Annotated in this window: 20 protein-coding genes; 12 read left to right on the forward strand and 8 right to left on the reverse strand. The window is 72.4% G+C overall.

Annotation, left to right across the window (positions count from 1 at the left end):
* Positions 1-149 precede the first annotated feature (149 nt).
* Positions 150-1823, reverse strand: a complete 1674-nt coding sequence (locus AC0665_RS22585; RefSeq protein ID WP_478705662.1) for a PucR family transcriptional regulator — start codon at positions 1821-1823, stop codon at positions 150-152.
* 306 nt (positions 1824-2129) lie between these two features.
* Between AC0665_RS22585 and AC0665_RS22590 the strand changes: the two genes are divergently transcribed.
* The 5 genes from AC0665_RS22590 to AC0665_RS22610 all read left to right on the forward strand — a co-directional run bounded on the left by AC0665_RS22590 (position 2130) and on the right by AC0665_RS22610 (position 8760).
* Positions 2130-3020 carry an FAD binding domain-containing protein gene (locus AC0665_RS22590; protein ID WP_468403191.1) on the forward strand — a complete coding sequence of 297 codons (891 nt, stop codon included), beginning with the start codon at positions 2130-2132 and terminating at the stop codon, positions 3018-3020.
* Positions 3020-3601: a (2Fe-2S)-binding protein gene (locus AC0665_RS22595; protein WP_478705663.1), complete on the forward strand. Its 582-nt coding sequence runs from the start codon at positions 3020-3022 to the stop codon at positions 3599-3601. The genes AC0665_RS22590 and AC0665_RS22595 overlap by 1 nt, the downstream gene beginning before the upstream one ends.
* A gap of 2 nt (positions 3602-3603) precedes the next feature.
* Positions 3604-6003, forward strand: a complete 2400-nt coding sequence (locus tag AC0665_RS22600) for a xanthine dehydrogenase family protein molybdopterin-binding subunit (RefSeq protein ID WP_478705664.1) — start codon at positions 3604-3606, stop codon at positions 6001-6003.
* Between the two features lie 110 nt (positions 6004-6113).
* On the forward strand, positions 6114-7571 hold the full coding sequence (locus AC0665_RS22605; protein WP_478603852.1) for an NCS2 family permease: 1458 nt from the start codon (positions 6114-6116) through the stop codon (positions 7569-7571).
* Between the two features lie 37 nt (positions 7572-7608).
* The gene (locus AC0665_RS22610) at positions 7609-8760 is read left to right on the forward strand and encodes an XdhC family protein (RefSeq protein ID WP_478705665.1); all 1152 of its coding nucleotides are present in this window, start codon (positions 7609-7611) and stop codon (positions 8758-8760) included.
* A 4-nt stretch (positions 8761-8764) separates the two neighbouring features.
* On the opposite strand, the gene AC0665_RS22615 is transcribed toward AC0665_RS22610, so the two are convergent.
* Both AC0665_RS22615 and AC0665_RS22620 read right to left on the reverse strand, forming a co-directional pair.
* Positions 8765-9205: an SRPBCC family protein gene (locus AC0665_RS22615; protein ID WP_468403201.1), complete on the reverse strand. Its 441-nt coding sequence runs from the start codon at positions 9203-9205 to the stop codon at positions 8765-8767.
* 28 nt (positions 9206-9233) lie between these two features.
* Entirely contained in the window at positions 9234-10022 is a 789-nt protein-coding gene (locus AC0665_RS22620) for a polysaccharide deacetylase family protein (protein WP_478603846.1), read from the reverse strand.
* Positions 10023-10213: 191 nt separating this feature from the next.
* Between AC0665_RS22620 and AC0665_RS22625 the strand changes: the two genes are divergently transcribed.
* Together AC0665_RS22625 and AC0665_RS22630 are read left to right on the forward strand one after the other, a co-directional pair.
* A complete protein-coding gene (locus AC0665_RS22625; RefSeq protein ID WP_468403205.1) occupies positions 10214-10813 on the forward strand; it encodes a D-glycero-alpha-D-manno-heptose-1,7-bisphosphate 7-phosphatase in 600 nt (199 codons plus the stop codon).
* A 477-nt stretch (positions 10814-11290) separates the two neighbouring features.
* Complete coding sequence (locus tag AC0665_RS22630; protein ID WP_478705666.1) at positions 11291-12268, forward strand: glycosyltransferase family 9 protein; 978 nt, start codon at positions 11291-11293, stop codon at positions 12266-12268.
* 15 nt (positions 12269-12283) lie between these two features.
* On the opposite strand, the gene AC0665_RS22635 is transcribed toward AC0665_RS22630, so the two are convergent.
* The 3 genes from AC0665_RS22635 to AC0665_RS22645 all read right to left on the reverse strand — a co-directional run bounded on the left by AC0665_RS22635 (position 12284) and on the right by AC0665_RS22645 (position 15141).
* Complete coding sequence (locus tag AC0665_RS22635; protein WP_468631898.1) at positions 12284-12604, reverse strand: DUF3040 domain-containing protein; 321 nt, start codon at positions 12602-12604, stop codon at positions 12284-12286.
* A 106-nt stretch (positions 12605-12710) separates the two neighbouring features.
* Positions 12711-13658 (reverse strand): polysaccharide pyruvyl transferase family protein, encoded by a 948-nt coding sequence (locus AC0665_RS22640; RefSeq protein WP_363119130.1) that lies wholly within the window; start codon positions 13656-13658, stop codon positions 12711-12713.
* 40 nt (positions 13659-13698) lie between these two features.
* Positions 13699-15141, reverse strand: coding sequence for a family 43 glycosylhydrolase (locus AC0665_RS22645; RefSeq protein WP_478705667.1), 1443 nt, complete (start codon positions 15139-15141; stop codon positions 13699-13701).
* Between the two features lie 164 nt (positions 15142-15305).
* On the opposite strand from AC0665_RS22645, the gene AC0665_RS22650 reads away from it, so the two are divergent.
* Entirely contained in the window at positions 15306-16148 is an 843-nt protein-coding gene (locus AC0665_RS22650; protein WP_478705668.1) for a helix-turn-helix domain-containing protein, read from the forward strand.
* A 63-nt stretch (positions 16149-16211) separates the two neighbouring features.
* Complete coding sequence (locus AC0665_RS22655) at positions 16212-16667, forward strand: VOC family protein (RefSeq protein ID WP_478705669.1); 456 nt, start codon at positions 16212-16214, stop codon at positions 16665-16667.
* 22 nt (positions 16668-16689) lie between these two features.
* Here AC0665_RS22655 and AC0665_RS22660 read toward each other — a convergent pair whose 3' ends face one another.
* The gene (locus AC0665_RS22660) at positions 16690-18219 is read right to left on the reverse strand and encodes an MFS transporter (protein WP_478604595.1); all 1530 of its coding nucleotides are present in this window, start codon (positions 18217-18219) and stop codon (positions 16690-16692) included.
* Positions 18220-18514: 295 nt separating this feature from the next.
* On the opposite strand from AC0665_RS22660, the gene AC0665_RS22665 reads away from it, so the two are divergent.
* The 3 genes from AC0665_RS22665 to AC0665_RS22675 all read left to right on the forward strand — a co-directional run bounded on the left by AC0665_RS22665 (position 18515) and on the right by AC0665_RS22675 (position 22353).
* Positions 18515-20068, forward strand: coding sequence for a Re/Si-specific NAD(P)(+) transhydrogenase subunit alpha (locus AC0665_RS22665; RefSeq protein WP_478705670.1), 1554 nt, complete (start codon positions 18515-18517; stop codon positions 20066-20068).
* 5 nt (positions 20069-20073) lie between these two features.
* The gene (pntB, locus tag AC0665_RS22670; RefSeq protein WP_478705671.1) at positions 20074-21507 is read left to right on the forward strand and encodes a Re/Si-specific NAD(P)(+) transhydrogenase subunit beta; all 1434 of its coding nucleotides are present in this window, start codon (positions 20074-20076) and stop codon (positions 21505-21507) included.
* A gap of 159 nt (positions 21508-21666) precedes the next feature.
* Entirely contained in the window at positions 21667-22353 is a 687-nt protein-coding gene (locus tag AC0665_RS22675) for a neutral zinc metallopeptidase (protein ID WP_478705672.1), read from the forward strand.
* Positions 22354-22418: 65 nt separating this feature from the next.
* On the opposite strand, the gene argG is transcribed toward AC0665_RS22675, so the two are convergent.
* Positions 22419-23873 (reverse strand): argininosuccinate synthase, encoded by a 1455-nt coding sequence (gene argG, locus AC0665_RS22680; protein WP_468403223.1) that lies wholly within the window; start codon positions 23871-23873, stop codon positions 22419-22421.
* Positions 23874-23910 lie beyond the last annotated feature (37 nt).

Here is a 23910-nt window from a genome sequence, read left to right on the forward strand (position 1 = left end):
TTGCCCTCCCCGAGCACGCCATCGAGCTGTTGAGTGGTGGCGGCATCTCAGCATGAATCGGCGGGCCGGGCCAAGGGGGCGGGTGAAGGATTTCACAAAGTCGTGGGACACGGGGGTGCCCCGGGTTTGCCGCCGGGACACCCCGTGTATCAGCTCATGCGCAGTGCCAGGAAGAAGTCCAGCTTGTCCTCGAGGCGCGACAGGTCACGACTCGTCAACTGCTCGATCCGGCCGATCCGGTAGCGCAGCGTGTTGACGTGCAGGTGCAGACGGGCGGCGCAGCGGGTCCAGGAGCCGTCGCAGTCGAGGAAGGCCTCCAGGGTGGGGATCAGCTCGGCGCGGTGGCGGCGGTCGTAGTCGCGCAGGGGGTCCAGCAGGCGGGCCGTGAAGGCCCGGCGGACGTCGTCCGGGACGAACGGCAGCAGCAGGACGTGCGAGGCCAGTTCCTGGTGGCCCGCCGCGCAGACGCGGCCCGGGCGGGCCGCGGCGACGCGCCGGGCGTGGCGTGCCTCCTCCAGCGCGCCGCGCAGACCCTCCGCCGAGTGGACGGCCGCGCTGACGCCCAGGGTGAGGCGGCCGTCGCCGTCGAGGCCCGCCGTGAGGGGGTCCCGTACGGCTTGCAGAAGCGTGTCCGCGAGGATCCCCGCCTCGGAGCCGTCGTGCTCGGTCGAGACGGCAGGCAGGGGGACCAGGGCGATGGCCTCGCCGCCCGCGTGCGCCACGGCGATGCGGTCGGAGTGCTCCGGCCCGGCGGCCGCGGGGTCGACGAGGACCTCTTCCAGCAGGGCCTGCGCCACCGGGCCGCCCTCGATGCCCTCGCCGTCCCAGTCGACGCGGGCCACGACCACCTGCCAGTGCGGCGCGGCGCCCAGGCCGGGCAGCAGCACCGGCGCCGCGACGCGCAGACGGGCGGCGATCTCGGCGGGGGCCGCGCCCGTCTGGACCAGTTCCAGGACCTCCTGGGCGAGGCGGCGGCGGACCGTGCGGGCCGCGTCGCGCCGGTCCCGTTCGACCGCGATCAGCTGGGTGACGCCGTAGAGCAGGTCCAGGCGCTCCTCGGGCCAGTCCGCGGCGTCCGCCTCGACGGCCAGCAGCCAGTCCGACAGGACGGACTCGCGGGCGTCCCGGGAGGGCTGCGGGGAGCGGCCCGTGGAGCGGACCGGGAACAGGGAGTACGTGGTGGCGCCCAGGACGGCGCGGTGCGGGCCGCGGCGGCCCGTGCGGGTGGCGGCCAGGTGTTCTCCCGCGAGCCTGGCGCACGTCCCGGCCGGCAGGGCGGGGCCGGCCGCCTTCGAGCCCGCGATCAGGCGGCCGGTGGGGGACAGGACCCAGGCCCGCAGGTCCAGGTCGGTGCCGAGCAGGTCCAGGACCACGTCCGGGCCGCCGCCCGCCGGGCCGGAGGTCATCATCCGGCGGTGGCGGTCCACGACCGCCGCGAGGTCCCCGGCGCGCTCGCCGGAGACCTGCCGTACGACGTGCTCGGTGATCGTCGCGAACGCCACCGACTCGTGCACCGCGAAGAGCGGCAGACGGTGGCGGGCGCAGGCCACGACCAGGTCCTCCGGGACGTCCCCGAGCTCGGCCTCGCCCGCGGCCAGGGCGGTCACACCCGCCTGCACCAGGATCCGGACGAACGGCTCCGAGTCGTCGGCGTCCCGGCGCCAGGCCAGGCCCGTGAGCACCAGTTCGCCGCCCGCGAGGTAGCGGCTGGGATCGCGCAGGTCGGTGGTCATCACACCCCGCACCGTGCGGTCCAGCTCCTCCTCGCCGCCGAGCAGCTTGAGGCCCAGCGCGTCGGTGTCCAGCAGTGCGCGCAGCCGCATTCTCGTCGCCGCCGTTCTTTGTCTCGAAATCAAGCCCTGCCCCGGCTGTGTTCCAGGTCACGCGGCCGAGTCGCGCGTTTCCACAGGAGAACGAGGAGGTTTCCCAGGGGCTCTGTTCATACGAATCTACAAGATGCCTTACCTGGCCAGCCAACTCCTTCATGGTTTCCGTGACTGACTCGCTCGGCGCAGCGCGCTGTGTACTGAGTCCACTACGCGTCAACAGCACATGAACGAGCCGGGACCGCCGCACACGGATTGGCTCAATCTGAACGCCCCACGAGAAGACGAAGAAGAGAGCCGGTCATGGACTTCCTTCGCCCCGCCAGCTGGGAGGAGGCGCTCGCCGCGAAGGCGGAGCACCCCTCGGCTGTGCCGATTGCGGGTGGCACCGACGTGATGGTCGAGATCAACTTCGACCACCGCCGGCCCGAGTACCTCCTGGACCTGAACCGCATCGGCGACCTGACCGAGTGGGAGGTCGGCGAGGAGAGCGTGCGGCTGGGCGCCTCCGTGCCCTACACGAAGATCATGGAGAACCTGCGCGCCGAGCTGCCGGGGCTCGCCCTCGCCTCGCACACGGTCGCCTCCCCGCAGATCCGCAACCGCGGTGGTGTGGGAGGCAACCTCGGCACCGCCTCCCCGGCCGGTGACGCCCATCCCGCCCTGCTCGCCGCGGGCGCCGAGGTGGAGGTGGAGTCGGTGCGCGGCAGCCGCCTCATCCCGATCGACGAGTTCTACAAGGGTGTGAAGCGCAACGCGCTGGAGCCCGACGAGCTGATCCGCGCCGTGCACGTGCGCAAGGCCGACGGGCCGCAGCAGTTCTCCAAGGTGGGGACCCGCAACGCCATGGTCATCGCCGTGTGCGCCTTCGGGCTCGCCCTGCACCCCGAGACCCGGACCGTGCGCACCGGCATCGGTTCGGCCGCTCCGACACCCGTTCGGGCCAAGACCGCCGAGGAGTTCCTGAACGCCGCGCTGGAGGAGGGCGGCTTCTGGGACAACGGGCAGATCATCACCCCGTCGGTCGCCAAGCAGTTCGCGGACCTGTGCTCCGCCGCCTGCAACCCGATCGACGACGTCCGGGGCACGGCGAGCTACCGCCGCCACGCGGTCGGCGTCATGGCCCGCCGCACACTGACCTGGACCTGGGAGTCCTACCGCGGCGCCCGCCGCGCCACCGAGGGAGCTGCGTGATGCGCGTCAACTTCACGGTCAACGGCCGTCCGCAGGAAGCCGACGACGTGTGGGAGGGCGAGTCCCTGCTGTACGTGCTGAGGGAACGGCTCGGCCTGCCGGGTTCGAAGAACGCCTGCGAGCAGGGCGAGTGCGGCTCGTGCACGGTCCGTCTGGACGGCGTGCCGGTGTGCTCGTGCCTGGTCGCCGCCGGGCAGGTGGAGGGCCGCGAGGTCGTCACCGTCGAGGGGCTCGCCGACTTCGCCAAGCAGCGTGCCGAGGGCGGCTGCGCGTCCGGCGCCTGGGGTACGTCGTTGCAGGACGCCCAGGGATGGCAGGCCAGGAGCGCCGACTCGCACACCGGCGAGGGCGGCGACCTGTCCCCGATCCAGCAGGCGTTCATCGACGCCGGCGCCGTCCAGTGCGGCTTCTGCACCCCCGGGCTGCTGGTCGCCGCCGACGAGATGCTGGAGCGCAACCCCAACCCGACCGACGCGGACATCCGCGAGGCGCTGTCGGGCAACCTGTGCCGCTGCACCGGCTACGAGAAGATCATGGACGCGGTCCGCCTCGCGGCCGCCCGGCAGTCGGAGGCGGTCTGATCATGGTGTCCCCCAGCGGAACCCCCACGAAGATCACCCAGGGCTCCCGGACCAAGGGCGGCATCGGCGAGTCCACCCTGCGCCCCGACGGCACCCTCAAGGTCACCGGCGAGTTCGCGTACTCGTCCGACATGTGGCACGAGGACATGCTGTGGGGGCAGATCCTGCGCTCCACCGTCGCGCACGCCGAGATCGTCTCGATCGACACGAGCGAGGCGCTGGCCACGCCGGGCGTCTACGCCGTCCTGACCTACGACGACCTGCCCACCGACGTGAAGAACTACGGGCTGGAGATCCAGGACACCCCGGTCCTCGCCCACGGCAAGGTCCGCCACCACGGCGAGCCCGTCGCCCTGGTCGCCGCCGACCACCCGGAGACCGCGCGCCGGGCCGCCGCGAAGATCAAGGTCGACTACCGCGAGCTGCCCGTCATCACCGACGAGGCCTCCGCGACCGCCCCGGACGCGCTCCTCGTCCACGAGAACCGCGACGACCACCACGCCGGTCACGTCCCGCACCCCAACATCGTGCACCGCCAGCCGATCGTCCGCGGTGACGTGGCGGCCGCTCGCGAGCGGGCCGACGTGATCGTCACGGGCGAGTACACCTTCGGCATGCAGGACCAGGCCTTCCTCGGCCCCGAGTCCGGCCTCGCCGTGCCGGAGGAGGACGGCGGCGTCCACCTCTACATCGCCACCCAGTGGCTGCACAGCGACCTGCGCCAGATCGCGCCCGTGCTCGGCCTGCCCGAGGACAAGGTGCGGATGACGCTCTCCGGCGTCGGCGGCGCGTTCGGCGGCCGCGAGGACCTGTCGATGCAGATCCACGCCTGCCTGCTGGCCCTGCGCACCGGCAAGCCCGTCAAGATCGTCTACAACCGTTTCGAGTCCTTCTTCGGGCACGTCCACCGCCACCCCGCCAAGCTGTCCTACGAGCACGGGGCCACCAAGGACGGCAAGCTCACCCACATGAAGTGCCGGATCGTCCTGGACGGCGGCGCCTACGCCTCCGCCTCCCCGGCCGTCGTCGGCAACGCCTCCTCCCTGTCCGTCGGCCCCTATGTGGTCGAGGACGTGGACATCGAGGCCATCGCCCTCTACACCAACAACCCGCCCTGCGGCGCGATGCGCGGCTTCGGCGCGGTCCAGGCGTGCTTCGCCTACGAGGCGCAGATGGACAAGCTCGCCGCGAAGCTCGGCATGGACCCGGTGGAGTTCCGCCGGCTCAACGCCATGGAGCAGGGCACGCTGCTGCCGACCGGGCAGCCCGTCGACTCCCCGGCCCCCGTCGCCGAACTGCTGCGCCGCGTCAAGGCGATGCCGATGCCGCCGGAGCGCCAGTGGGAGTCCAGCGAGGGCGCCGACGTACGGCAGCTGCCGGGCGGCCTGTCCAACACCACGCACGGCGAGGGCGTCGTCCGCGGGGTGGGCTACGCGGTCGGCATCAAGAACGTGGGCTTCTCCGAGGGGTTCGACGACTACTCCACCGCCAGGGTGCGCCTGGAGGTCGTCGCCGGCGAGCCCGTGGTCACCGTGCACACCGCCATGGCGGAGGTCGGCCAGGGCGGCGTCACCGTCCACGCGCAGATCGCCCGCACCGAGCTGGGCGTCACCCAGGTCACCATCCACCCGGCCGACACCCAGGTGGGCAGCGCCGGTTCGACGTCGGCCTCGCGGCAGACGTACGTCACCGGCGGCGCGGTGAAGAACTCCTGCGAGCTGGTCCGCGAGAAGGTCCTTCAGATCGGGCGCCGCAAGTTCGGCTCCTACCACCCGGCCTGGGCGACGGCCGAGCTGCTCCTGGAGGGCGGCAAGGTCGTCACCGACGGCGGTGAGGTCCTCGGCGACCTGGTCGACGTCCTGGAGGACGAGGCCGTCGAGGTCGAGGCGGAGTGGCGGCACCGGCCCACCGAGCCCTTCGACCTGCGCACCGGTCAGGGCAACGGGCACGTGCAGTACTCCTTCGCCGCCCACCGGGCCGTCGTCGAGGTCGACACCGAGCTCGGCCTGGTCAAGGTCGTCGAGCTGGCCTGCGCCCAGGACGTCGGCAAGGCGCTCAACCCGCTGTCGGTGCTCGGCCAGATCCAGGGCGGCACCACACAGGGCCTGGGCGTGGCGGTGATGGAGGAGATCGTCGTCGACCCGAAGACGGCGAAGGTCAAGAACCCCTCCTTCACCGACTACCTGATCCCGACCATCCTCGACACGCCGACCATCCCGGTCGACGTCCTCGAACTCGCCGACGAGCACGCCCCGTACGGGCTGCGCGGCATCGGCGAGGCACCCACCCTGTCGTCGACCCCGGCCGTGCTCGCGGCCATCCGGAACGCGACCGGGCTCGAGCTGAACCGGACCCCGGTGAGGCCCGAGCACCTGACGGGCACCCAGCTCTCCGAGGGCTGAGCAGTCACGTTGCCCTGGGGGGCACCAGCCCCCCAGGCCCCTGTTCGTCTCGGGCCGTCCCCCGGGTCGTGAACATCCCAACCCCCTTTGAAACTTGGGAGACGGCACCCATGACCCAGCAATCACTGGAGCCGAGGGCCACAGCCGAAGACGCGGGTGGAGGCACCCGCGTCCCGGCCGGACGGTCCTGGCTCGACCGGTACTTCCACATATCCCACAGAGGGTCCACGGTCGCCCGTGAAGTGCGCGGCGGCATCACGACCTTCATGGCGATGGCGTACATCCTCCTGCTCAACCCCCTGATCCTGTCCGGCAAGGACGCGGCCGGGGCCACGCTCGCCCAGCCGGCCCTGATCACCGCGACCGCGTTCGCGGCGGCCTTCACCACCCTGCTGATGGGCTTCGTCGGCAAGGTGCCGCTCGCCCTCGCCGCGGGACTGTCCGTCTCCGGGGTCCTCGCCTCCCAGGTCGCGCCCGAGATGACCTGGCCGCAGGCGATGGGCATGTGCGTGATGTACGGCGTGGTCATCATGCTGCTGGTCGTCACCGGCCTGCGCGAGATGATCATGAACGCGATCCCGCTCGCGCTCAAGCACGGCATCACCATGGGCATCGGGCTGTTCATCGCCCTCATCGGCTTCTACAAGTCCGGCTTCGTGCACCAGGGCAAGGCCACGCCCCTCGCGCTCGGGCCGGCGGGCGAACTGGCCGGCTGGCCCGTCCTGCTGTTCGCAGGCACCCTGCTGCTGATCTTCATGCTCCAGGCCCGGAACGTGCCGGGCGCCATCCTCATCGGCATCGTCAGCGGCACGGTCGTCGCGGCGATCCTGAACGCCGCCGGTGTCATCGCCCCCAGGCAGTGGGCGGGCGGCGCACCCGAACTGCACGGCAGCGCCGTCTCCATGCCCGACTTCTCGCTCTTCGGGGACGTGGAGTTCGGCGGCTGGGGCGAGGTCGGCGCGATGACGGTCGGCATGATCGTCTTCACGCTGGTGCTCGCCGGGTTCTTCGACGCGATGGCCACCATCATCGGCGTCGGCACCGAGGCCGAGCTCGCCGATGACAAGGGGCGCATGCCGGGCCTGTCCAAGGCGCTGTTCATCGACGGGGCCGGCGGCGCGATCGGAGGCGTGTCCGGCGGCTCGGGCCAGACGGTGTTCATCGAGTCGGCCACGGGCGTCGGCGAGGGCGCCCGCACCGGCCTGGCCTCCGTGGTGACGGGCCTGTTCTTCGCCGCCTGCCTGTTCTTCACCCCGCTCACGGCGATCGTGCCGCAGGAGGTCGCCTCCGCCGCCCTCGTCGTCATCGGCGCCATGATGCTGATGAACGCCCGGCACGTGGACTGGGCCGACCGGGCCACCGCCGTCCCGGTGTTCCTCACGGTCGTGCTGATGCCGTTCACCTACACCATCACCACCGGTGTCGCGGCGGGCGTCATCTCCTACGTCGCCATCAAGACCGCCCAGGGCAAGGTGCGCGAGATCGGCGCCTTCATGTGGATCCTCACGGCGGTGTTCCTCGTGTACTTCGCCCTCAACCCGATCGAGAGCTGGCTGGGCGTCCACTGACGCCCCGCCCGCCGCAACCCCGAGGAGACCGAGACAGATGCTGGACATCGCCGAGGAGCTGAACCGGTGGGTCGAGCAGGGCCGTGACTTCGCCGTGGCCACCGTGGTGGCCGTCGGCGGCAGCGCGCCCCGGCAGCCCGGCGCCGCGCTCGCGGTGGACACCGAGGGCACGGCCATCGGCTCGGTCTCCGGCGGCTGCGTGGAGGGAGCGGTCTACGAGCTGTGCGAGCAGGCGCTGCGGGACGGCGAAACCGTGCTGGAGCGCTTCGGATACAGCGACGACGACGCCTTCGCCGTGGGCCTGACCTGCGGCGGCGTCATCGACATCCTGGTCACCCCGCTGCGGGCCGCCGATCCGGTCCGCCCGGTGGTCGCGTCCGCGCTCACCGCCGCCGCCCGAGGGGAGGCGGCGGCGGTGGCGCGGATCGTGTCGGGCCCGCCCGAACTGACGGGCCGCGCCCTGCTGGTCCGCCCCGACGGTTCGTACGACGGCGGTTTCGGCGCCCATCCGGAACTGGACCGCACCGTCGCCGCCGAGGCCGGCGCCTTCCTCGACGCCGGCCGCACCGGCACCCTGGAGATCGGCGCACAGGGCTCCCGCTGCGGAGCGCCCCTCACGGTCCTGGTCGAGTCGTCGGTCCCCGCGCCCCGCATGATCGTGTTCGGGGCGATCGACTTCGCCTCCGCCCTGGTCCGCATGGGCAGGTTCCTCGGCTACCACGTCACCGTGTGCGACGCGCGCCCCGTCTTCGCGACCCGGACCCGCTTCCCGGACGCCGACGAGATCGTCGTCGACTGGCCCCACCGCTACCTGGAGCGCACGGACGTCGACGCCCGCACGGTCCTGTGCGTGCTCACCCACGACGCCAAGTTCGATGTGCCCCTGCTGAAGCTGGCACTGCGGCTGCCGGTGGCGTACGTCGGTGCCATGGGCTCCCGGCGCACCCACCTGGACCGCAACGCCCGCCTGCGGGACGTCGGCGTCAGCGAGAGGGAGTTGAGCAGGCTGCACTCGCCGATCGGCCTGGACCTCGGAGCCCGTACGCCCGAGGAGACGGCCCTGTCGATCGCGGCGGAGATCGTCGCCCGCCGGCGTGGCGGCAGCGGTGTCTTCCTGACCGGGGCGCACACGCCGATCCACCACGAGCCGCGATCGAGGACGGCCGGGCGGATCGGGTCGGTCGCCTGAACCGTCAGGGCTGTCGGAGCAGGCGGTTGAGGGCCCGCCCGAACACGTACCGCGAGGAGCGCCGCACCACACCGTCGAAGAGCGACGGCAGGAACCTGACCCGGATCTCCTCCCGCCAGATCACCCGCGCGCGGCCCCCCGGCCCCGGCCGCACCTCCAACTCGGCCCACCCGAGCACCACACGGCCCCGCTTCTCCAGCCGGCACACTCCCGCGGCCCCGCCCTCGGGCGGCTGCCACACCGTGACCTCCATCGGATCGTCGAAGACCAGCGGCCCGGCGCCCGAACGGGCCACGACCAGGGTGCCCTCGCGGGTCGGCCCCGGCGGCTCCACCCGGACCACGGTCAGCGGCACCGCCTCACCGTGCCGGGGCCACCGCGTGATCCGCCGCCACGCCTCGTCGAGGGGGAGCGGGGCCGTGCGTTCGAGCTGGATGTTCGCCACGTCCCGATCGTAGGGAACCCGCGGAGCGTCAGCGGTACACCTCGCCCGGCTCCGCCTTCCCCGGTGCCAGCAACTGGGGCACCGTCACGAAGACGTACCCGCGCTCCTTCAGCGCGTCGATGATGCCCGGCACGGCCGGCACCGTGCCGTCGTACAGGTCGTGGAGGAGGATGATCCCGTCCCGGGAGGACTGCTTGAGGACGCGGCGGGTGATCAGGTCGGAATCGGTCGTCTGGTAATCCTTCGCCGTCACGCTCCACAGCACCTCGGACAGGCCCAGTTCGCGGCAGATGGCGTGCACGGTGTCGTCGGTGCGGCCCTGCGGCGGACGCATCAGGGTGGGGCGCCGGCCGGTGAGGCGTTCTATCTCCTCGTTGGGGCGTTCCAGCTCCTCGCGTATCTCCTCAGGTCTCAGGCTGGTCAGGATCTTGTGGTCCCAGGTGTGGCTGGCCACCTCGTGCCCCTCGTCGGCCATGCGCCGCACCAGCTCCGGGTACTTCACGATGTGCCGTTTGCCGAGGAGGAAGAAGGTCGCCGGAACCTTCTTCTCCTTGAGGATGTCCAGCAGCCGTGCGGAGTGCTCGCTCGGCCCGGCGTCGAAGGTGAGGGCGATGCACCTGACTTCGCGGCAGTCGGCGGTGCCGAAACCGGCCGTCCGCAGGTCGGCGGCCGGCCGGGCCCGGACGGCGCTGGGGGCGGTGGGGTCGGTCCCCGCGCAGCCGGTCAGGGCGAGGGTGAGGGCGGCGGTCGCCGCGAGCGCTCCGGCCGTTCGGAACGCGGTCCCCGTTTTCTTCATCTTCTTGCTCGGAGAAGGCATGCCGGGACTATACATCGCGCGTATACACGCACTGTATAGTCTCTCCGGCGTTCCCCGACGGGCCTGACGCGGTGTTTGAGCGCGCCCTCGCGCGGCACTCGCGAGCACGGCAGTCCCACCGCGACCCGGCACCGGCCGGCAGGTGCCCGGCGCCACCGACCCACCCCCGCCCGGCAGGAGGAGGCCACCCCGTGAGTCCGGTCAAGGCCGTGCTGTTCGACCGCGACGGCACGCTCGTCGAGGACGTCCCCCACAACGCCGACCCCGACCGCGTACGCCCGGTCGAGGGTGCCCGCGAGGCACTCGCCCTGCTGCGCGAGCGCGGCATCCGCACCGGCGTGATGACCGACCAGCCCGGTGTCGCGGACGGGTCGCTCACGGACGCCGACGTGCGCCGTGTCAACCACCGCCTGGACGAACTCCTCGGTCCCTTCGACGTCTTCGCCGTCTGCTCGCACGGCCCCGGCGAGGGCTGCCACTGCCGCAGGCCGCAGCCCGGCATGCTGCTGTGGGCGGGCGGACGCGTCTGCACCGGGCCCGCCGAGCTCGTCGTCATCGGCTCCGGGGCCGCCGACGTCGAGGCCGCGCGCCGGGCGGGCGCCCACGCCATCCTGGTCCCGAACGGCCGCACCCGCCCCGAGGAGGCCACGCGGGCCGACCACGTCGCCCCGGACCTGCTCACCGCCGTCCGCGCGGTACTGGACGGCCCGCCCAAGGGCCGCGTCCTCGCCGACGAACGCCCCATCCAGGAGGCCTTCACGACCGGCCGGGGGCCCGGCGGGTGCCGGTGAGGGGCTCGGGCGCATCAGGCGGTCACCGGGCTTGACGGGCCGGGTGGCCGTTGCCGGTGGGCCCGCCCAGGGTGTGCTGAACGCCCGCGCCGACGGCGCCGGTGAGTGTCCCGGGCGCTTCGGGCGGTCGCCGGGCTTGACGGGCCGGGTGGCCGTTGCCGGTGGGCCCGCCCAGGGTGTGCTGAACGCCCGCGCCGACGGCGGCTCACGAGCGGGTGCCGGTGAGTGTCCCGGGCGTAATCGGGCGGTCGCCGGGCCGGTGTGGTGCCGGCCTGACCGGCCGAGGCGGGCCGGGACGGGCGGGCAGGAACCGGCCGGGAACACCGGGAGAGTCCCTCACCGGCGGGTGCCGGTGCCGTGAGGGCCTCGGGCGCACCGGTCGGCCGCCGGTGCTGACCGGACGTGCGGGTGTGCCCGTGGGCACCGGTTGGGTGGTCTGCGGCGGCGTACCCGGTGCGGGCACGGCAGGCTGCTGGCATGACCCCGGAACGGACAGCGCAGAGCGCCCGCCCCCGTCTGCTCGTCCTGCGCGCCCTCGGGCTCGGCGACCTCCTCGCCGGTGTGCCCGCGCTGCGCGCCCTGCGGCGTGCCTACCCGGAGCACGAGCTCGTCCTCGCCGCACCCGCGGAACTCGCGCCGGTCGCGGCGGCGACCGGGGCCGTGGACCGGCTGCTGCCCGCCTCCGCACCGGGCCGGGCCGTCCCGCGCACCCTCGACTGGACCGGCCCGCCCCCGGACATCGCCGTCGACCTGCACGGCAACGGCCCGCCCAGTCACCTGCTGCTCCTGGCCCTGCGCCCCGGCAGACTGCTCGCCTTCGCCCACCCGGACCTGCCCGGCATCGAAGGCCCGCCCTGGTACGCGCGGGAACACGAGCGCGACCGCTGGTGCCGGCTGCTGCGGGCCTACGGCATCGAGGCCGACCCGGCCGATCTGCTGCTGCCCCGCCCGCGGGCCGCGTCCCCGGCGCCCGGCGCGGCCGTGCTGCACCCCGGCGCCGGATCGCCCGCGCGCTGCTGGCCCGTCGAGCGGTACGCGGCCGTCGCGGCGGGACTGCGCGACCGGGGCCTGCGCGTGGTGGTGACCGGCGGCGCGGCCGAGGGAGACCTGGTGGCCCGGCTCGCCAAGCAGGCCGGCCTGCCCGACACCGACGTGTTCGGCGGCGGACTGCCCTTCGACCGGCTGTCCGCCCTCGTCGCCGGTGCCCGCGTCGTGATCAGCGGCGACACGGGCATCGCCCACCTCGCGGTCGCCCACGCCGCGTGCTCCGTCACCCTGTTCGGGCCGGTCGCGCCCAGTCGCTGGGGCCCGCCGCCCGACCCGCGGCACCGCGCCCTGTGGTACGGCCCGCAGGGCGACCCGCACGGCCGCCGGCCCGATCCCGCACTGCTGCGGATCACCGTCGGGGACGTCCTGGACGCCGTGGACGAACTGCCCGGCGCCGGGCGGCCCTAGCGGACGGAACCCCGGTCAGCTCCCGCACCACCGGCACATCAGCCGGAACGCGGCGAACAGCGTCACGGGCCACAGCGCGGCGAACGCCCAGATCACACCCGGCTCGGACGTGACGATCCCGGCCACCATCAGGGCGACCGACACCGCCAGCAGGACCGCCACGGTCCAGCCACGGGGACGGTAGGAGCCCAGACGGGCCAGGACGCGGGCGGGGTCGGGGCGGCGGCTCACTCGGTGGGCGCGCAGCCTGCGGGCGAGGCGACGGTCGCGGCGCAGGGCCCGTTCCATCTCGTCCAGGATGCGCTGCTCGTTCTCGGGAAGTCGGCCGATGGACACGCTTCACTCCTTCCGGGCGGCCGGACCGTCTCTCCTCCCGGGGGGACGTGCGGCAGGGGAAGTACAGCGGGGGACGTACAAGCGGATGCCCCGCGGTGGCCCAGCGCTAACCGGGTCCCGACCGTGCCAGCGCCTCGACGAGCCGGTCCGCGCTGTCCGGCACGGTGCCCTCGCGGAACCCGTCCCGGATCTGCCGGGCGGTCACCCGGCCGCCGGTCAGGCACCAGTCCCACCAGCGGTCCAGTTGCCGCACGTCCAGCCGCTCGGCGGGCACCAGCGCGGGCCAGCCGCAGGCACGGGCCTGCGCGGTCAGCTTGGCGCCGCCCGCGACCGGGTCGACGGCCAGCACCGGCGTACCGACCCGCAGCGCGATCACCAGCCCGTGCAGCCGGTCGGTGACGACGAGGTCCAGCCGGGCCAGCACGGACTGCAACTGCGCGGGCGTCGCGCTCAGATGCCAGTCGTGGGTGTCGAGCCGGGTCTCCAGCTCCAGCCGGCCGCAGTCCTTCGCGGCGAGCCAGCGCGTCACCTCCTCGGCGACCTGCCCGTGCCGCCTCAGCTGTCCGTACTCGTGCTGCCCGTGCGCCAGGATCACCCCGACCACGGGCCGCGCCGGCACGTCCGGGGCGCGGGCCGCCAGGTCCTCCACCGGCTCGCTGTCGGGCCCGTCCCGGGGCAGGACCCGGTGGAAGCCCGTGACGGCGGCGCTGCCGGGGTCGATCACCGAGGTGCCGACGGCGATCCGCACACAGTGCGCGAACCGCCGGTGCAGCTCCTCGACCTGCGGCCCGTGCAGCGGGCCGCACACGAACACCAGGTGGCTGTAGTCCTCGGGCCACAGCCGGTCCAGATGCAGCGCCTCGGGACGGAAACGTGGACTCCAGGCGACGTCGTAGGGGATGCCCGTCCCCATCAGTACGTCCTCCACCCGGCGCAGGGCCAGCACGTCCCCGGCGGTCGCCTCCCTGTCCCGGAAGCTGAACCACCCGGTGAGCAGCACCCTGCGCGGTCGCTTGCCCTGTGGTGTGTGCACCTGCCCCGAGTGCCCGCCCACGGGTCGGACATTCAGGGCATTACAGGCATCGGCCTTGTCGTCACTGGGTGTAGAAGGTGGCGTCCGCCCGGTCGGTCGCCGTGCTCACCGCCTGCACGTTCAGCAGGTACTCCCAGTGGCGGACATAGCGCCCGGGGTAGTTGTAGGACTCGTACGAGACGCCCGCGGCGTCCGCCAGTCCGGCGCGCTGGTGGAACGTGGCGTCGGACGCGAACTGCGCGCTTCCGTCGTTCTTCTCCAGCCACACCTCGAAGTTCTTGTGCCGCAGGTAGAAGCCCGGGAAGTTGGCCGACTCCAGCGAGACGGTGCCGCTGCCGGCGAGGCCCGCCACGACGCGGAACTGCGAGTCGGCGAGCTTGGTGACGTTCGCCTCGATCCTCGCCCGGTAGTCGTAGTGGCGGACGAACCGGTCCGGGACGTTGTACGAGGAGAAGCGCTGCGGGGTGACCCCGTCGGCCACCGGGATGCCGAAGTTCGGGGTGCCGTCGGCGTTCCAGTAGACCTTCTGCACGCGGGTGCGGCGGTTGGGGTCGTTGAGCGGGTCGCCGCTGATGTCCTTGTAGCTGCGGTCGTGGTAGACGAGGATGTCGCTCTTGCCGTCCTCGGAGACGGTGAACGAGTTGTGGCCCGGGCCGTACTGGCCGGTCGTGGCGTTGCTGGTGAACACCGGGGTCGCGCTCTTGCTCCAGGAGGCCTGCCTGAGCAGGTCGGCGCCCGCGGAGGCGGTGAGCATGCCCAGGCAGTAGTTGGAGTCGGTGGCGCTCGCGGAGTACGTCATGAAGACCTTGCCGCCGTGCTGGATCACGGCCGGACCCTCGTTGACCTTGTACCCGACGGTCTCCCAGGAGTAGGTGGGCCGCGACAGCATCACCGGAGTGCCGGTGATCGTCCAGGGGTTGGCCATCTTCGCGAGGTAGATGTCGGTGTTGTTGTTCACGGACGGGTCGCGCTGCGCCCAGGCCAGGTAGCGCACGCCGTTCACGACGAAGGTCGTGGCGTCCAGGGAGAAGCTCTCCCACTGGGTCTTGATCTGGCCCTTCTCCGTCCAGGAGGCGGTGAGCGGGTTGGCGCCGGTGCCCTCCAGGACGTACATCCGGATCGCCCAGACGTCGTTGGTGGCGCCGGCCGCGAAGTACACGTACCACTTGCCGTCGATGAAGTGGATCTCCGGTGCCCAGATGTGGGCGCCCATCACGCCGCTGGCGTGCTTGGTCCAGATGGTGGTCTCGGGCGCGGTCCTCAGGCCCTGGAGGGTGGTCGCGCGGCGCAGCACGATGCGGTCGTACTCGGGGACGGTCGCGGTGAAGTAGTAGTAGCCGTCGGTGTGTTTGACAATGTGCGGATCGGCCCGCTTCTCCGCGATCGGGTTGGTGTACGTGACGCCGGGGGAGTCGGGCACGGCGGCCTGGGCGGGCGCGCCGGCGAGGCAGGTCGTGAGGGCGACGAGGACGGCCAGGAGCAGCCGTACGGCGGTGCGTCTCAAGGAGGTTCTCCGGGGATAGGGGAGCGAGGACAAGGGGCTTGTCCGTGATATCGAACGCGGTTCGTCAATTCGACCAGGAGGTGCGTCAGAAGATAAGGGGGGCCCTTACCCCCGTCAACGGTTCGGACGAAGGGTCCTGCCCGAAGGGGCCGTAGGCTGGACGCATGGCCCGTACGGCGGGGGAGCCGCCCGTCTCGCTCACGGTCCGCCCCTCGGCGCCCGCGCTCGTCGCGCTGATCGGCGCGATGGGCTACGCACAGGGGCGGTTCGCGCACTCCGCGGAGCTGGCCCTGCCGACCGGCGGGGCGCAGTTGCTGGTGAACCTCGACGGGGACACCCTGTCCTCCTCGCCGTCGCGGGGCGCGGACCGGCGCACCGGCGGCGCGGCCCTGCACGGGCCGTCCTCACAGCCGGCCGTGATCGACCCGGCGCAGCAACGGGCGGTGCTGTGGGTGGCGTTCCGGCCCGCGGGCGCCCGGCCCTTCCTCACCGCGCCGGTCTGCGACGTCCGCGACGAACTCGTCGGCCTGGACGAACTGTGGGGCACGGACGGTGCGGTGCTGCGCGAGCGGCTGCTGGAGGCCGTGGCCGGCGGCGGCCCGCGGGCCGGGCTGGGCGTGCTGGAGACCGTCCTGCTGGGCCGGGCCGTACGCGCCCCGGAGCCCGACCCGGCCGTCCTGCGCGCCGCGGCCCTGCTCGACCGCGGCACCCCCGTGGGCGAGGTCGCCGACCGGCTCGGCTGGACCGCCGGACGGCTGACCCGCCACTGCACCGGACACCTGGGCCTGACACCCAAGCGGTACGCGCGGATCCGCCGTTTCCAGCGCCTGCTGGGCCGTGTGAACTCCGGGCACGGGCCGCCGGACTGGGCGGCCCTCGCCGCGGACTGCGGCTATCACGACCAGGCGCATCTCATCCACGAGTTCCGGGCGTTCACCGGGATCACCCCGACCGCGTACGCGCCCCGCTCGCCGCGGGAGGCCAACCACGTACCGCTCCCCGGGTGAGGCGCGCCGGGACTGGTCGTTTTCTACAATCCACCGCCCCGGTGCACCGGCCATCGTGGCGGCATGACGAACGCAAGCGGCAAGCCCGCCCTCACCCGGCTCTACCCCCGGCTCGTGGTCTCCGACGGGTCCGGGGCCGTCGACTTCTACCGCACCGCGCTCGGCGCCGAGGAGGTCGAGCGGTACACCGGCCCCGGGGGCCGGATCGTGCACGCCCTGCTGCGGCTCGGCGACGCGGTGATCGCCGTCAAGGACGCCGCCGACGGCGACCCGGCGCCGACCGATCTCGGCGGCACCCCGGTGATCATGGCCCTCGACGTGTCCGACGCCGATGCCGTCGCCGACGCCATGCTGCGCGCCGGCGCGAGCGTCGTGCACCCCGTGGCCGACCAGCACTACGGGCAGCGCGGCGGACGCCTGGCCGACCCGTTCGGGCACCAGTGGATGATCTCCCATCAGATCGAGGACCTGACGCCCGATCAGATCCAGCAACGTACCGACGAGTTGTTCTCCGCCTGAGGCGGCCGTCCCCGGGCGGCGGTCAGAGGCGGCCCGCGACCGGCTCCTCGGCGGGGGCCCGCGCGTCCACCTTGCCGCCCGGGTGGCGCAGGGCGCACAGGAAGGCGATGCCCAGGGCGACGGCCATGCCGTAGAACACCCACTGGTTGGCCTCCGCGAAGTCCACGCGGATCGCGGACATCGCGTCCCGGGTCGCCTCGGCGGCGGTGCCGGTGCCGGTGGGCGGCCGGGCGTCGCCGTTGCCCGTGACCGACTCGGTGACGTCACGCGCCACGCTCCGCGCCGTCCCGGCCGGCACGCCCCGGGACTCCAGCGTGCTCGTCACCTTGTCGGTCGTGACGTGCGTCAGGATCGTGCCGTAGATCGCCATGCCCACGCTGGCCGCGAAGTTGCGCACCGTCTGGGTGATGCCGGTGACCTCGCCGTAGGAGGTGCCGATGGCCCGGTTCACGGCGTCCGTCGACGCCGGCGCCAGGATGAAGCCGATCCCGGCCCCCGCGAGCGCCGCGTAGAGCCACTGGTCGTGCATGCTCAGGTCGGTGAGCTCGCCCGCCCAGAGAGCGAACCCGACGGCGCCGACCACCGCGCCCAGTTTCAGCGCCGGGCGGGCGCCGCGTGTGTCGAGGATCCGGCCGCCCCACTGGGAGGCGATCGCGAAGCCCACGAAGAAGTACAGCAGGAACAGCGCCGCCTGGTTCGGCGAGGCGCTCAGCGACACCTGCGCGTAGACGGAGGCGAAGAAGAACAGCGGGACGAACGCGAGCATCGCGAAGAACAGCACCAGCGCGTCCACGCTGAACGCCTTGTCGCGGAAGACCCGCAGGTCGATCAGCGGGTGCTCCACCCCGCGTTCGTAGCGGACGAACCCGGCCAGCACCGCCAGGCCGCCCGCGATGCACACCCAGGTCGCCCAGCTGTCCCAGCCCCAGGAGAACGCCTGCTGGAAGCCGAGGACGCTCAGCCCCATGCCGATGGCGATGAGGACGGCACCCGGAACGTCCAGCGTGCCGGACCGCCGCCGGTCGGGGACGTGCGCCAGGGCCGTCAGCACCAGCGCCACGATCGCCACCGGGACGTTGACCCAGAACACCGCCCGCCAGGTCCAGCCGGTCAGCCAGCCGCCCAGGAGCGGGCCGATGGCGGTCAGCGCACCGGTGACACCGAAGAACAGGGCCAGGGCCCGGCCGCGCCGCTCGACCGGGAACACCGCCACCACCACCGCCAGGGCGGCGGGGAACAGCAGAGCGGCCCCCAGTCCCTGGGTCGCCCGGAAGACGATCAGCCAGGCCTGCGCGGCGTCGCCCTCGGGGACGCAGCCGCACAGCACCGACGAGACGACGAACACCAGCGTGCCGATGACGACGACCCGGCGTGGCCCGTACAGGTCCGCGAGCCGCCCGCCGAGCGCGAAGAACGCCGCGAGGGCCAGCAGGTAGGCGTTGACCACCCACTGCATCCCGGACGACGACAGACCCAGTTCGCGCACGATGTCCGGAGCGGCGATCGACACGATGGTCTGGTCGATGAAGGTCATGGCGACGGCGAACATCATCGCCGCCAGTGCCAGCGTCTGCTGTGGCGCGGTTCGGGAGGGGGACGCGGTCCCGCGCCCCGGGGGCACGTTGCTCACACGCTCAGTCTGCGCCCGCCGGAAACATGCCGCATCACGGGGCAACTGCCGCCTCTCCCGTCACGGCAATACCGCCGGACGGCCCAACCGGCAACCCCTCGGTCGTGTGAGGACGGCCTCCCCGGCCATGTGACCGCGGTCCGCCACGGATGCCGCGTCGACCGTGCAGGATGCGGGCACCAAGGAGGACAGACACATAAACGAGGAGAGGCAGACGATGGTTCCAGCGGAAGCTGAACCGCAGAGGATCGGCATTCCGGCCGAATCGACTGCGGGCGAGACCAGGGTGGCGGCCACACCGGCCACCGTGGGCAGACTCGTCGCGCTCGGGTACGACGTGGTGGTCGAACCGGGAGCGGGAGCCTCGTCCCGCTTCTCCGACGCGGCCTACGAGGAGGCGGGCGCCCGGCTCGGCGACCCCTGGCAGGCGGAGATCCTGCTCAAGGTCAACGCCCCCTCGAGCGAGGAGACCGCCCGGCTGCGCGACGGGGCGACGCTGATCGCGCTGATCAGCCCCGCCTTCCAGCCGGAACTGGTCGAGGAGCTGGCCCGGCGGCCGATCACCGTGCTCGCCATGGACGCCGTACCGCGCATCTCCCGCGCCCAGTCGCTGGACGTCCTCAGCTCCATGGCGAACATCGCGGGCTACCGGGCCGTGGTCGAGGCCGCGCACGCCTTCGGCCGGTTCTTCACCGGCCAGGTGACCGCCGCCGGCAAGGTGCCGCCCGCCAAGGTCCTGGTGGCCGGTGCCGGAGTGGCCGGCCTCGCGGCGATCGGCGCCGCCCGCAGCCTCGGCGCGGTGGTGCGCGCCACCGACCCCCGGCCCGAGGTCGCCGAGCAGGTCCGCTCGCTGGGCGGGGAGTTCCTCACCGTCTCGACCGAGCAGGAGGTGAGCACCGACGGCTACGCCAAGGCCACCTCGGAGGACTACGACCGGCTCGCCGCACAGCTGTACGCCGAGCAGGCCGCCGACGTCGACATCATCATCACCACCGCCCTCATCCCGGGCCGCCCGGCGCCGCGGCTGATCACCGCCGGGGACGTCGCCCGCATGAAGCCCGGCAGCGTCATCGTCGACATGGCCGCGGCCCAGGGCGGCAACGTCGAGGGCACGGTCGCCGGGAAGGCCGTCGTCACCGACAACGACGTGACGATCATCGGCTACACCGACCTGCCCGGCCGGCTCCCCGCCCAGGCCTCGCAGCTGTACGGCACCAACCTCGTCAACCTGATGAAGCTGCTCACGCCGGGCAAGGACGGCCGTCTCGTCCTCGACTTCGACGACGTGGTGCAGCGTTCGATGACCGTGGTCCGCGACGGCGAGAAGACCTGGCCGCCGCCCCCGGTGCAGGTGTCCGCCGCGCCCGCCCCCGCCGTGAAGGAACCGGCGGCGCCCGCGGCCCAGGCACCGGCGAAGCCCGCCCGCCCCGCGTGGGCCTCCTACGCCCTGGTCGCCGCCGGGGCCCTCGCGCTGTTCCTGGTGACGGCCTTCTCCCCGAGCGAACTCCTCGGCCACTTCACGGTGTTCGTCCTGGCGATCGTCATCGGCTTCTATGTCATCGGCAATGTGCACCACGCCCTGCACACCCCGCTGATGTCGGTCACCAACGCCATCTCCGGGATCGTCGTGGTCGGCGCGCTGCTGCAGATCGGGCAGGGGGACACCGCCGTCACCGTGCTGTCGTTCGCCGCGATCCTGCTGGCGAGCATCAACATCTTCGGCGGATTCGCCGTGACCCGCCGCATGCTCGGCATGTTCTCGAAGGGCTGATCAGGATGACCACAGACACGGCCGCACAGGCCGCCTACGTCGTCGCGGCGCTGCTGTTCATCCTCAGCCTCGCCGGTCTCTCCCAGCACCGGACCTCGCGTTCCGGAGTCGTCTGGGGCATGGCGGGCATGGCCGTCGCGCTCGCCGCGACCGTCGGGCTCGCCTCGCGCAGCATCACCGCCACCGGGCTGGTGCTGATCGCTGTCGCCACGGCTGCCGGAGCGGGCATCGGCCTGTGGCGGGCCCGGGTCGTCGAGATGACCGGCATGCCCGAGCTGATCGCCATCATGCACAGCCTCGTCGGCCTGGCCGCCACGTTCGTCGGCTGGAACGGCTACCTCGACGTCGACACCGAGCTGTCCGGCTCGCTGCTCGGCATCCACCACGCCGAGGTGTTCATCGGGGTGTTCATCGGCGCCGTCACCTTCACGGGTTCCGTCGTCGCCTACCTGAAGCTCTCGGCGCGCATCGCCTCCCGTCCGCTGACCCTGCCGGGCAAGCACGTGCTGAACATCGGCGCTCTGGTCGCCTTCGTGGGGCTGACCATCGCGTTCGTGGCCCGTCCGAACATGGGGCTGCTCATCGCGGTCACCGTGGTCGCCCTGGCGCTCGGTGCGCACCTGGTCGCCTCCATCGGCGGCGGCGACATGCCGGTGGTGGTCTCCATGCTGAACAGCTACTCGGGCTGGGCGGCGGCCGCCTCGGGCTTCCTGCTCGCCAACAACCTGCTCATCGTCACCGGCGCGCTGGTCGGCTCCTCCGGTGCCTACCTGTCGTACATCATGTGCAAGGCGATGAACCGGTCCTTCATCTCGGTGATCGCCGGCGGCTTCGGCACCCCGGCCGCGGCGGCCGAGGAGGGCGAGCAGGGCGAGCACCGGGAGATCAGCGCCGAGGAGACCGCGGAACTCCTGCGCGACGCCTCCTCGGTGATCATCACCCCGGGCTACGGCATGGCCGTCGCCCAGGCGCAGTACCCGGTCGCCGAACTGGCGCGCAAGCTGCGCGAGCGGGGCGTCGAGGTGCGCTTCGGCATCCACCCGGTCGCCGGCCGGCTGCCCGGGCACATGAACGTGCTGCTCGCCGAGGCCAACGTGCCCTACGACATCGTCCTGGAGATGGACGAGATCAACGACGACTTCGCCGCCACCTCGGTCGTGCTGGTCATCGGCGCCAACGACACGGTCAACCCGGCCGCCACCGACAACCCGTCGAGCCCCATCGCGGGCATGCCGGTGCTGCACGTGTGGGAGGCGGCGAACGTGGTCGTCTTCAAGCGGTCCATGGCCGCCGGGTACGCGGGCGTGCAGAACCCGCTGTTCTTCCGGGAGAACACCCAGATGCTCTTCGGCGACGCCCGGCAGCGGGTGGAGGACATCCTGCGCGGCCTGGACGCCCTGGACACCCCGGTCCGGGAGATGGCGAGCACGACACGATGAGCGCGCTGCCCCGCCGGTACGGTCCGGCGGGGCACGGGGTTCGGGGATGCGGGCGGCGGCGTATCGGCGTTGACTGGTGGGGAGAGGCGCCGCGGCAACGCCCGGTACGCACGAACTGACGTTGCCACGGGGAGACATCGTCCTGTTGCGGAGTCAACCATGCCCCATCAGCAGCGGATACGCGTGTGCGCGGCACTGGCCGCCGCGGTGCTGACGGTTTCCGGTGGTTACGCCTCCGCCGAGCCGGCCGACACGATGACACAGGACATCGAGTCCGCGGTGCGGGGCGTCGACACGTTCTGGGACGGGCACTGGTCCGAATACTTCACGGGAACGTACGTCCCGCCCGCCGTCCTCGGAGCCTACGACGGCGCCGCGCCGGACGTCCCCACCTGCGGCGGCGAGCCCCTGGCCGACGACAACGCCTCCTACTGCACCACCACCGAGGACTACGTCGCCTGGGACACCGACCTCATGAGCGACGGCTACCGGTACGGGGACGCGTTCGTGTACCTGGTCGTCGCACACGAGTGGGGGCACGCCATACAGAACCGTCTCGACGTCGAACTGCAGACGGTCGACGGTGAGTTGCAGGCGGACTGCCTGGCGGGGGCGGAACTGGAGGGCGCCGCCCGGGACGGCACGATCGTCTTCGAGTCCGGGGACGCCGAGGAGGTGGAGACGGCCCTCGTCCGCGACGCCGACAAGACCCCGTGGACGAAGGTCGGGGACCACGGGAGCGCCTCCGAGCGCGTCGACGCCTTCGCCCTGGGGCAACAGCAGGGGGTCGAGGGATGTCTGCCGCAAGAGGTGTCCACCGAAGGCGCGGCGGCCCACGACCGGTAGGTCCGACACCGCCGAGAGGCCGGCCCGACGCGATGTCGGGCCGGCCTCTCGGCGGTGTCGCGGGGTCAGTCCGTGCCGGACTCCATCGCCGCGCGGTCCAGCCAGGCGTCCTCCTCCGAGACCTCGCCGCGGGAGGCGATGGCCTCGGCGCCACCCTGCGGCAGCTCCGGCATGGTGCCGATCAGCCCGGTCGCGGCGGCCTGGGAGGCGCCGATGGTGGGGCTGCCGGTGCCGATCAGGCCGATGCCGGCGTACTGCTCCAGCTTGGCGCGCGAGTCGGCGATGTCCAGGTTGCGCATGGTGAGCTGGCCGATCCGGTCCACGGGGCCGAACGCGGAGTCCTCGGTGCGCTCCATGGACAGCTTGTCCGGGTGGTAGCTGAAGGCCGGGCCGGTGGTGTCCAGGATCGAGTAGTCCTCACCGCGCCGCAGCCGCAGTGTCACCTCGCCGGTGACGGCGGCGCCGACCCAGCGCTGGAGCGACTCGCGGATCATCAGCGCCTGCGGGTCCAGCCAGCGGCCCTCGTACATCAGCCGGCCGAGGCGACGGCCCTCGGTGTGGTACTGGGCGAGGGTGTCCTCGTTGTGGATGGCGTTGACGAGGCGCTCGTAGGCGGCGTGCAGCAGGGCCATGCCCGGGGCCTCGTAGATGCCGCGGCTCTTGGCCTCGATGATGCGGTTCTCGATCTGGTCGGACATGCCGAGCCCGTGCCGGCCGCCGATGGCGTTGGCCTCCATGACCAGGTCGACGGCCGAGGCGAACTCCTTGCCGTTGATCGACACCGGGCGGCCCTGGTCGAAGCCGATCGTCACGTCCTCGGCGGCGATCTCCACCGACGGGTCCCAGAACTTCACGCCCATGATGGGCTCGACGGTCTCGACGCCGGTGTCCAGGTGCTCCAGGGTCTTCGCCTCATGGGTGGCGCCCCAGATGTTGGCGTCGGTGGAGTACGCCTTCTCCGTGCTGTCGCGGTAGGGGAGGCCGTGGGCGAGCAGCCACTCCGACATCTCCTTGCGGCCGCCCAGCTCGGTCACGAACGCCGCGTCCAGCCAGGGCTTGTAGATCCTGAGGTGCGGGTTGGCGAGCAGGCCGTAGCGGTAGAACCGCTCGATGTCGTTGCCCTTGAAGGTCGAGCCGTCGCCCCAGATCTGGACGTCGTCCTCCAGCATCGCCCGCACCAGCAGCGTGCCGGTGACGGCCCGGCCGAGCGGGGTGGTGTTGAAGTACGCGCGGCCGCCCGAGCGGATGTGGAACGCGCCGCAGGTCAGCGCGGCCAGGCCCTCCTCGACCAGCGCGGCCCGGCAGTCGACCAGGCGCGCGATCTCGGCCCCGTAGGTCTTCGCGCGGCCGGGCACCGAGGCGATGTCGGGCTCGTCGTACTGGCCGATGTCGGCGGTGTAGGTGCACGGGACGGCGCCCTTGTCGCGCATCCACGCGACCGCGACGGACGTGTCGAGGCCGCCCGAGAAGGCGATGCCGACGCGCTCGCCGGCGGGCAGGGAGGTGAGGACCTTGGACATAGAAAGAGTATGTCTCACTTTGCATAGTCATGCAAGC

It is taken from the genome of Streptomyces sp. NPDC043685 (genome assembly GCF_056436585.1).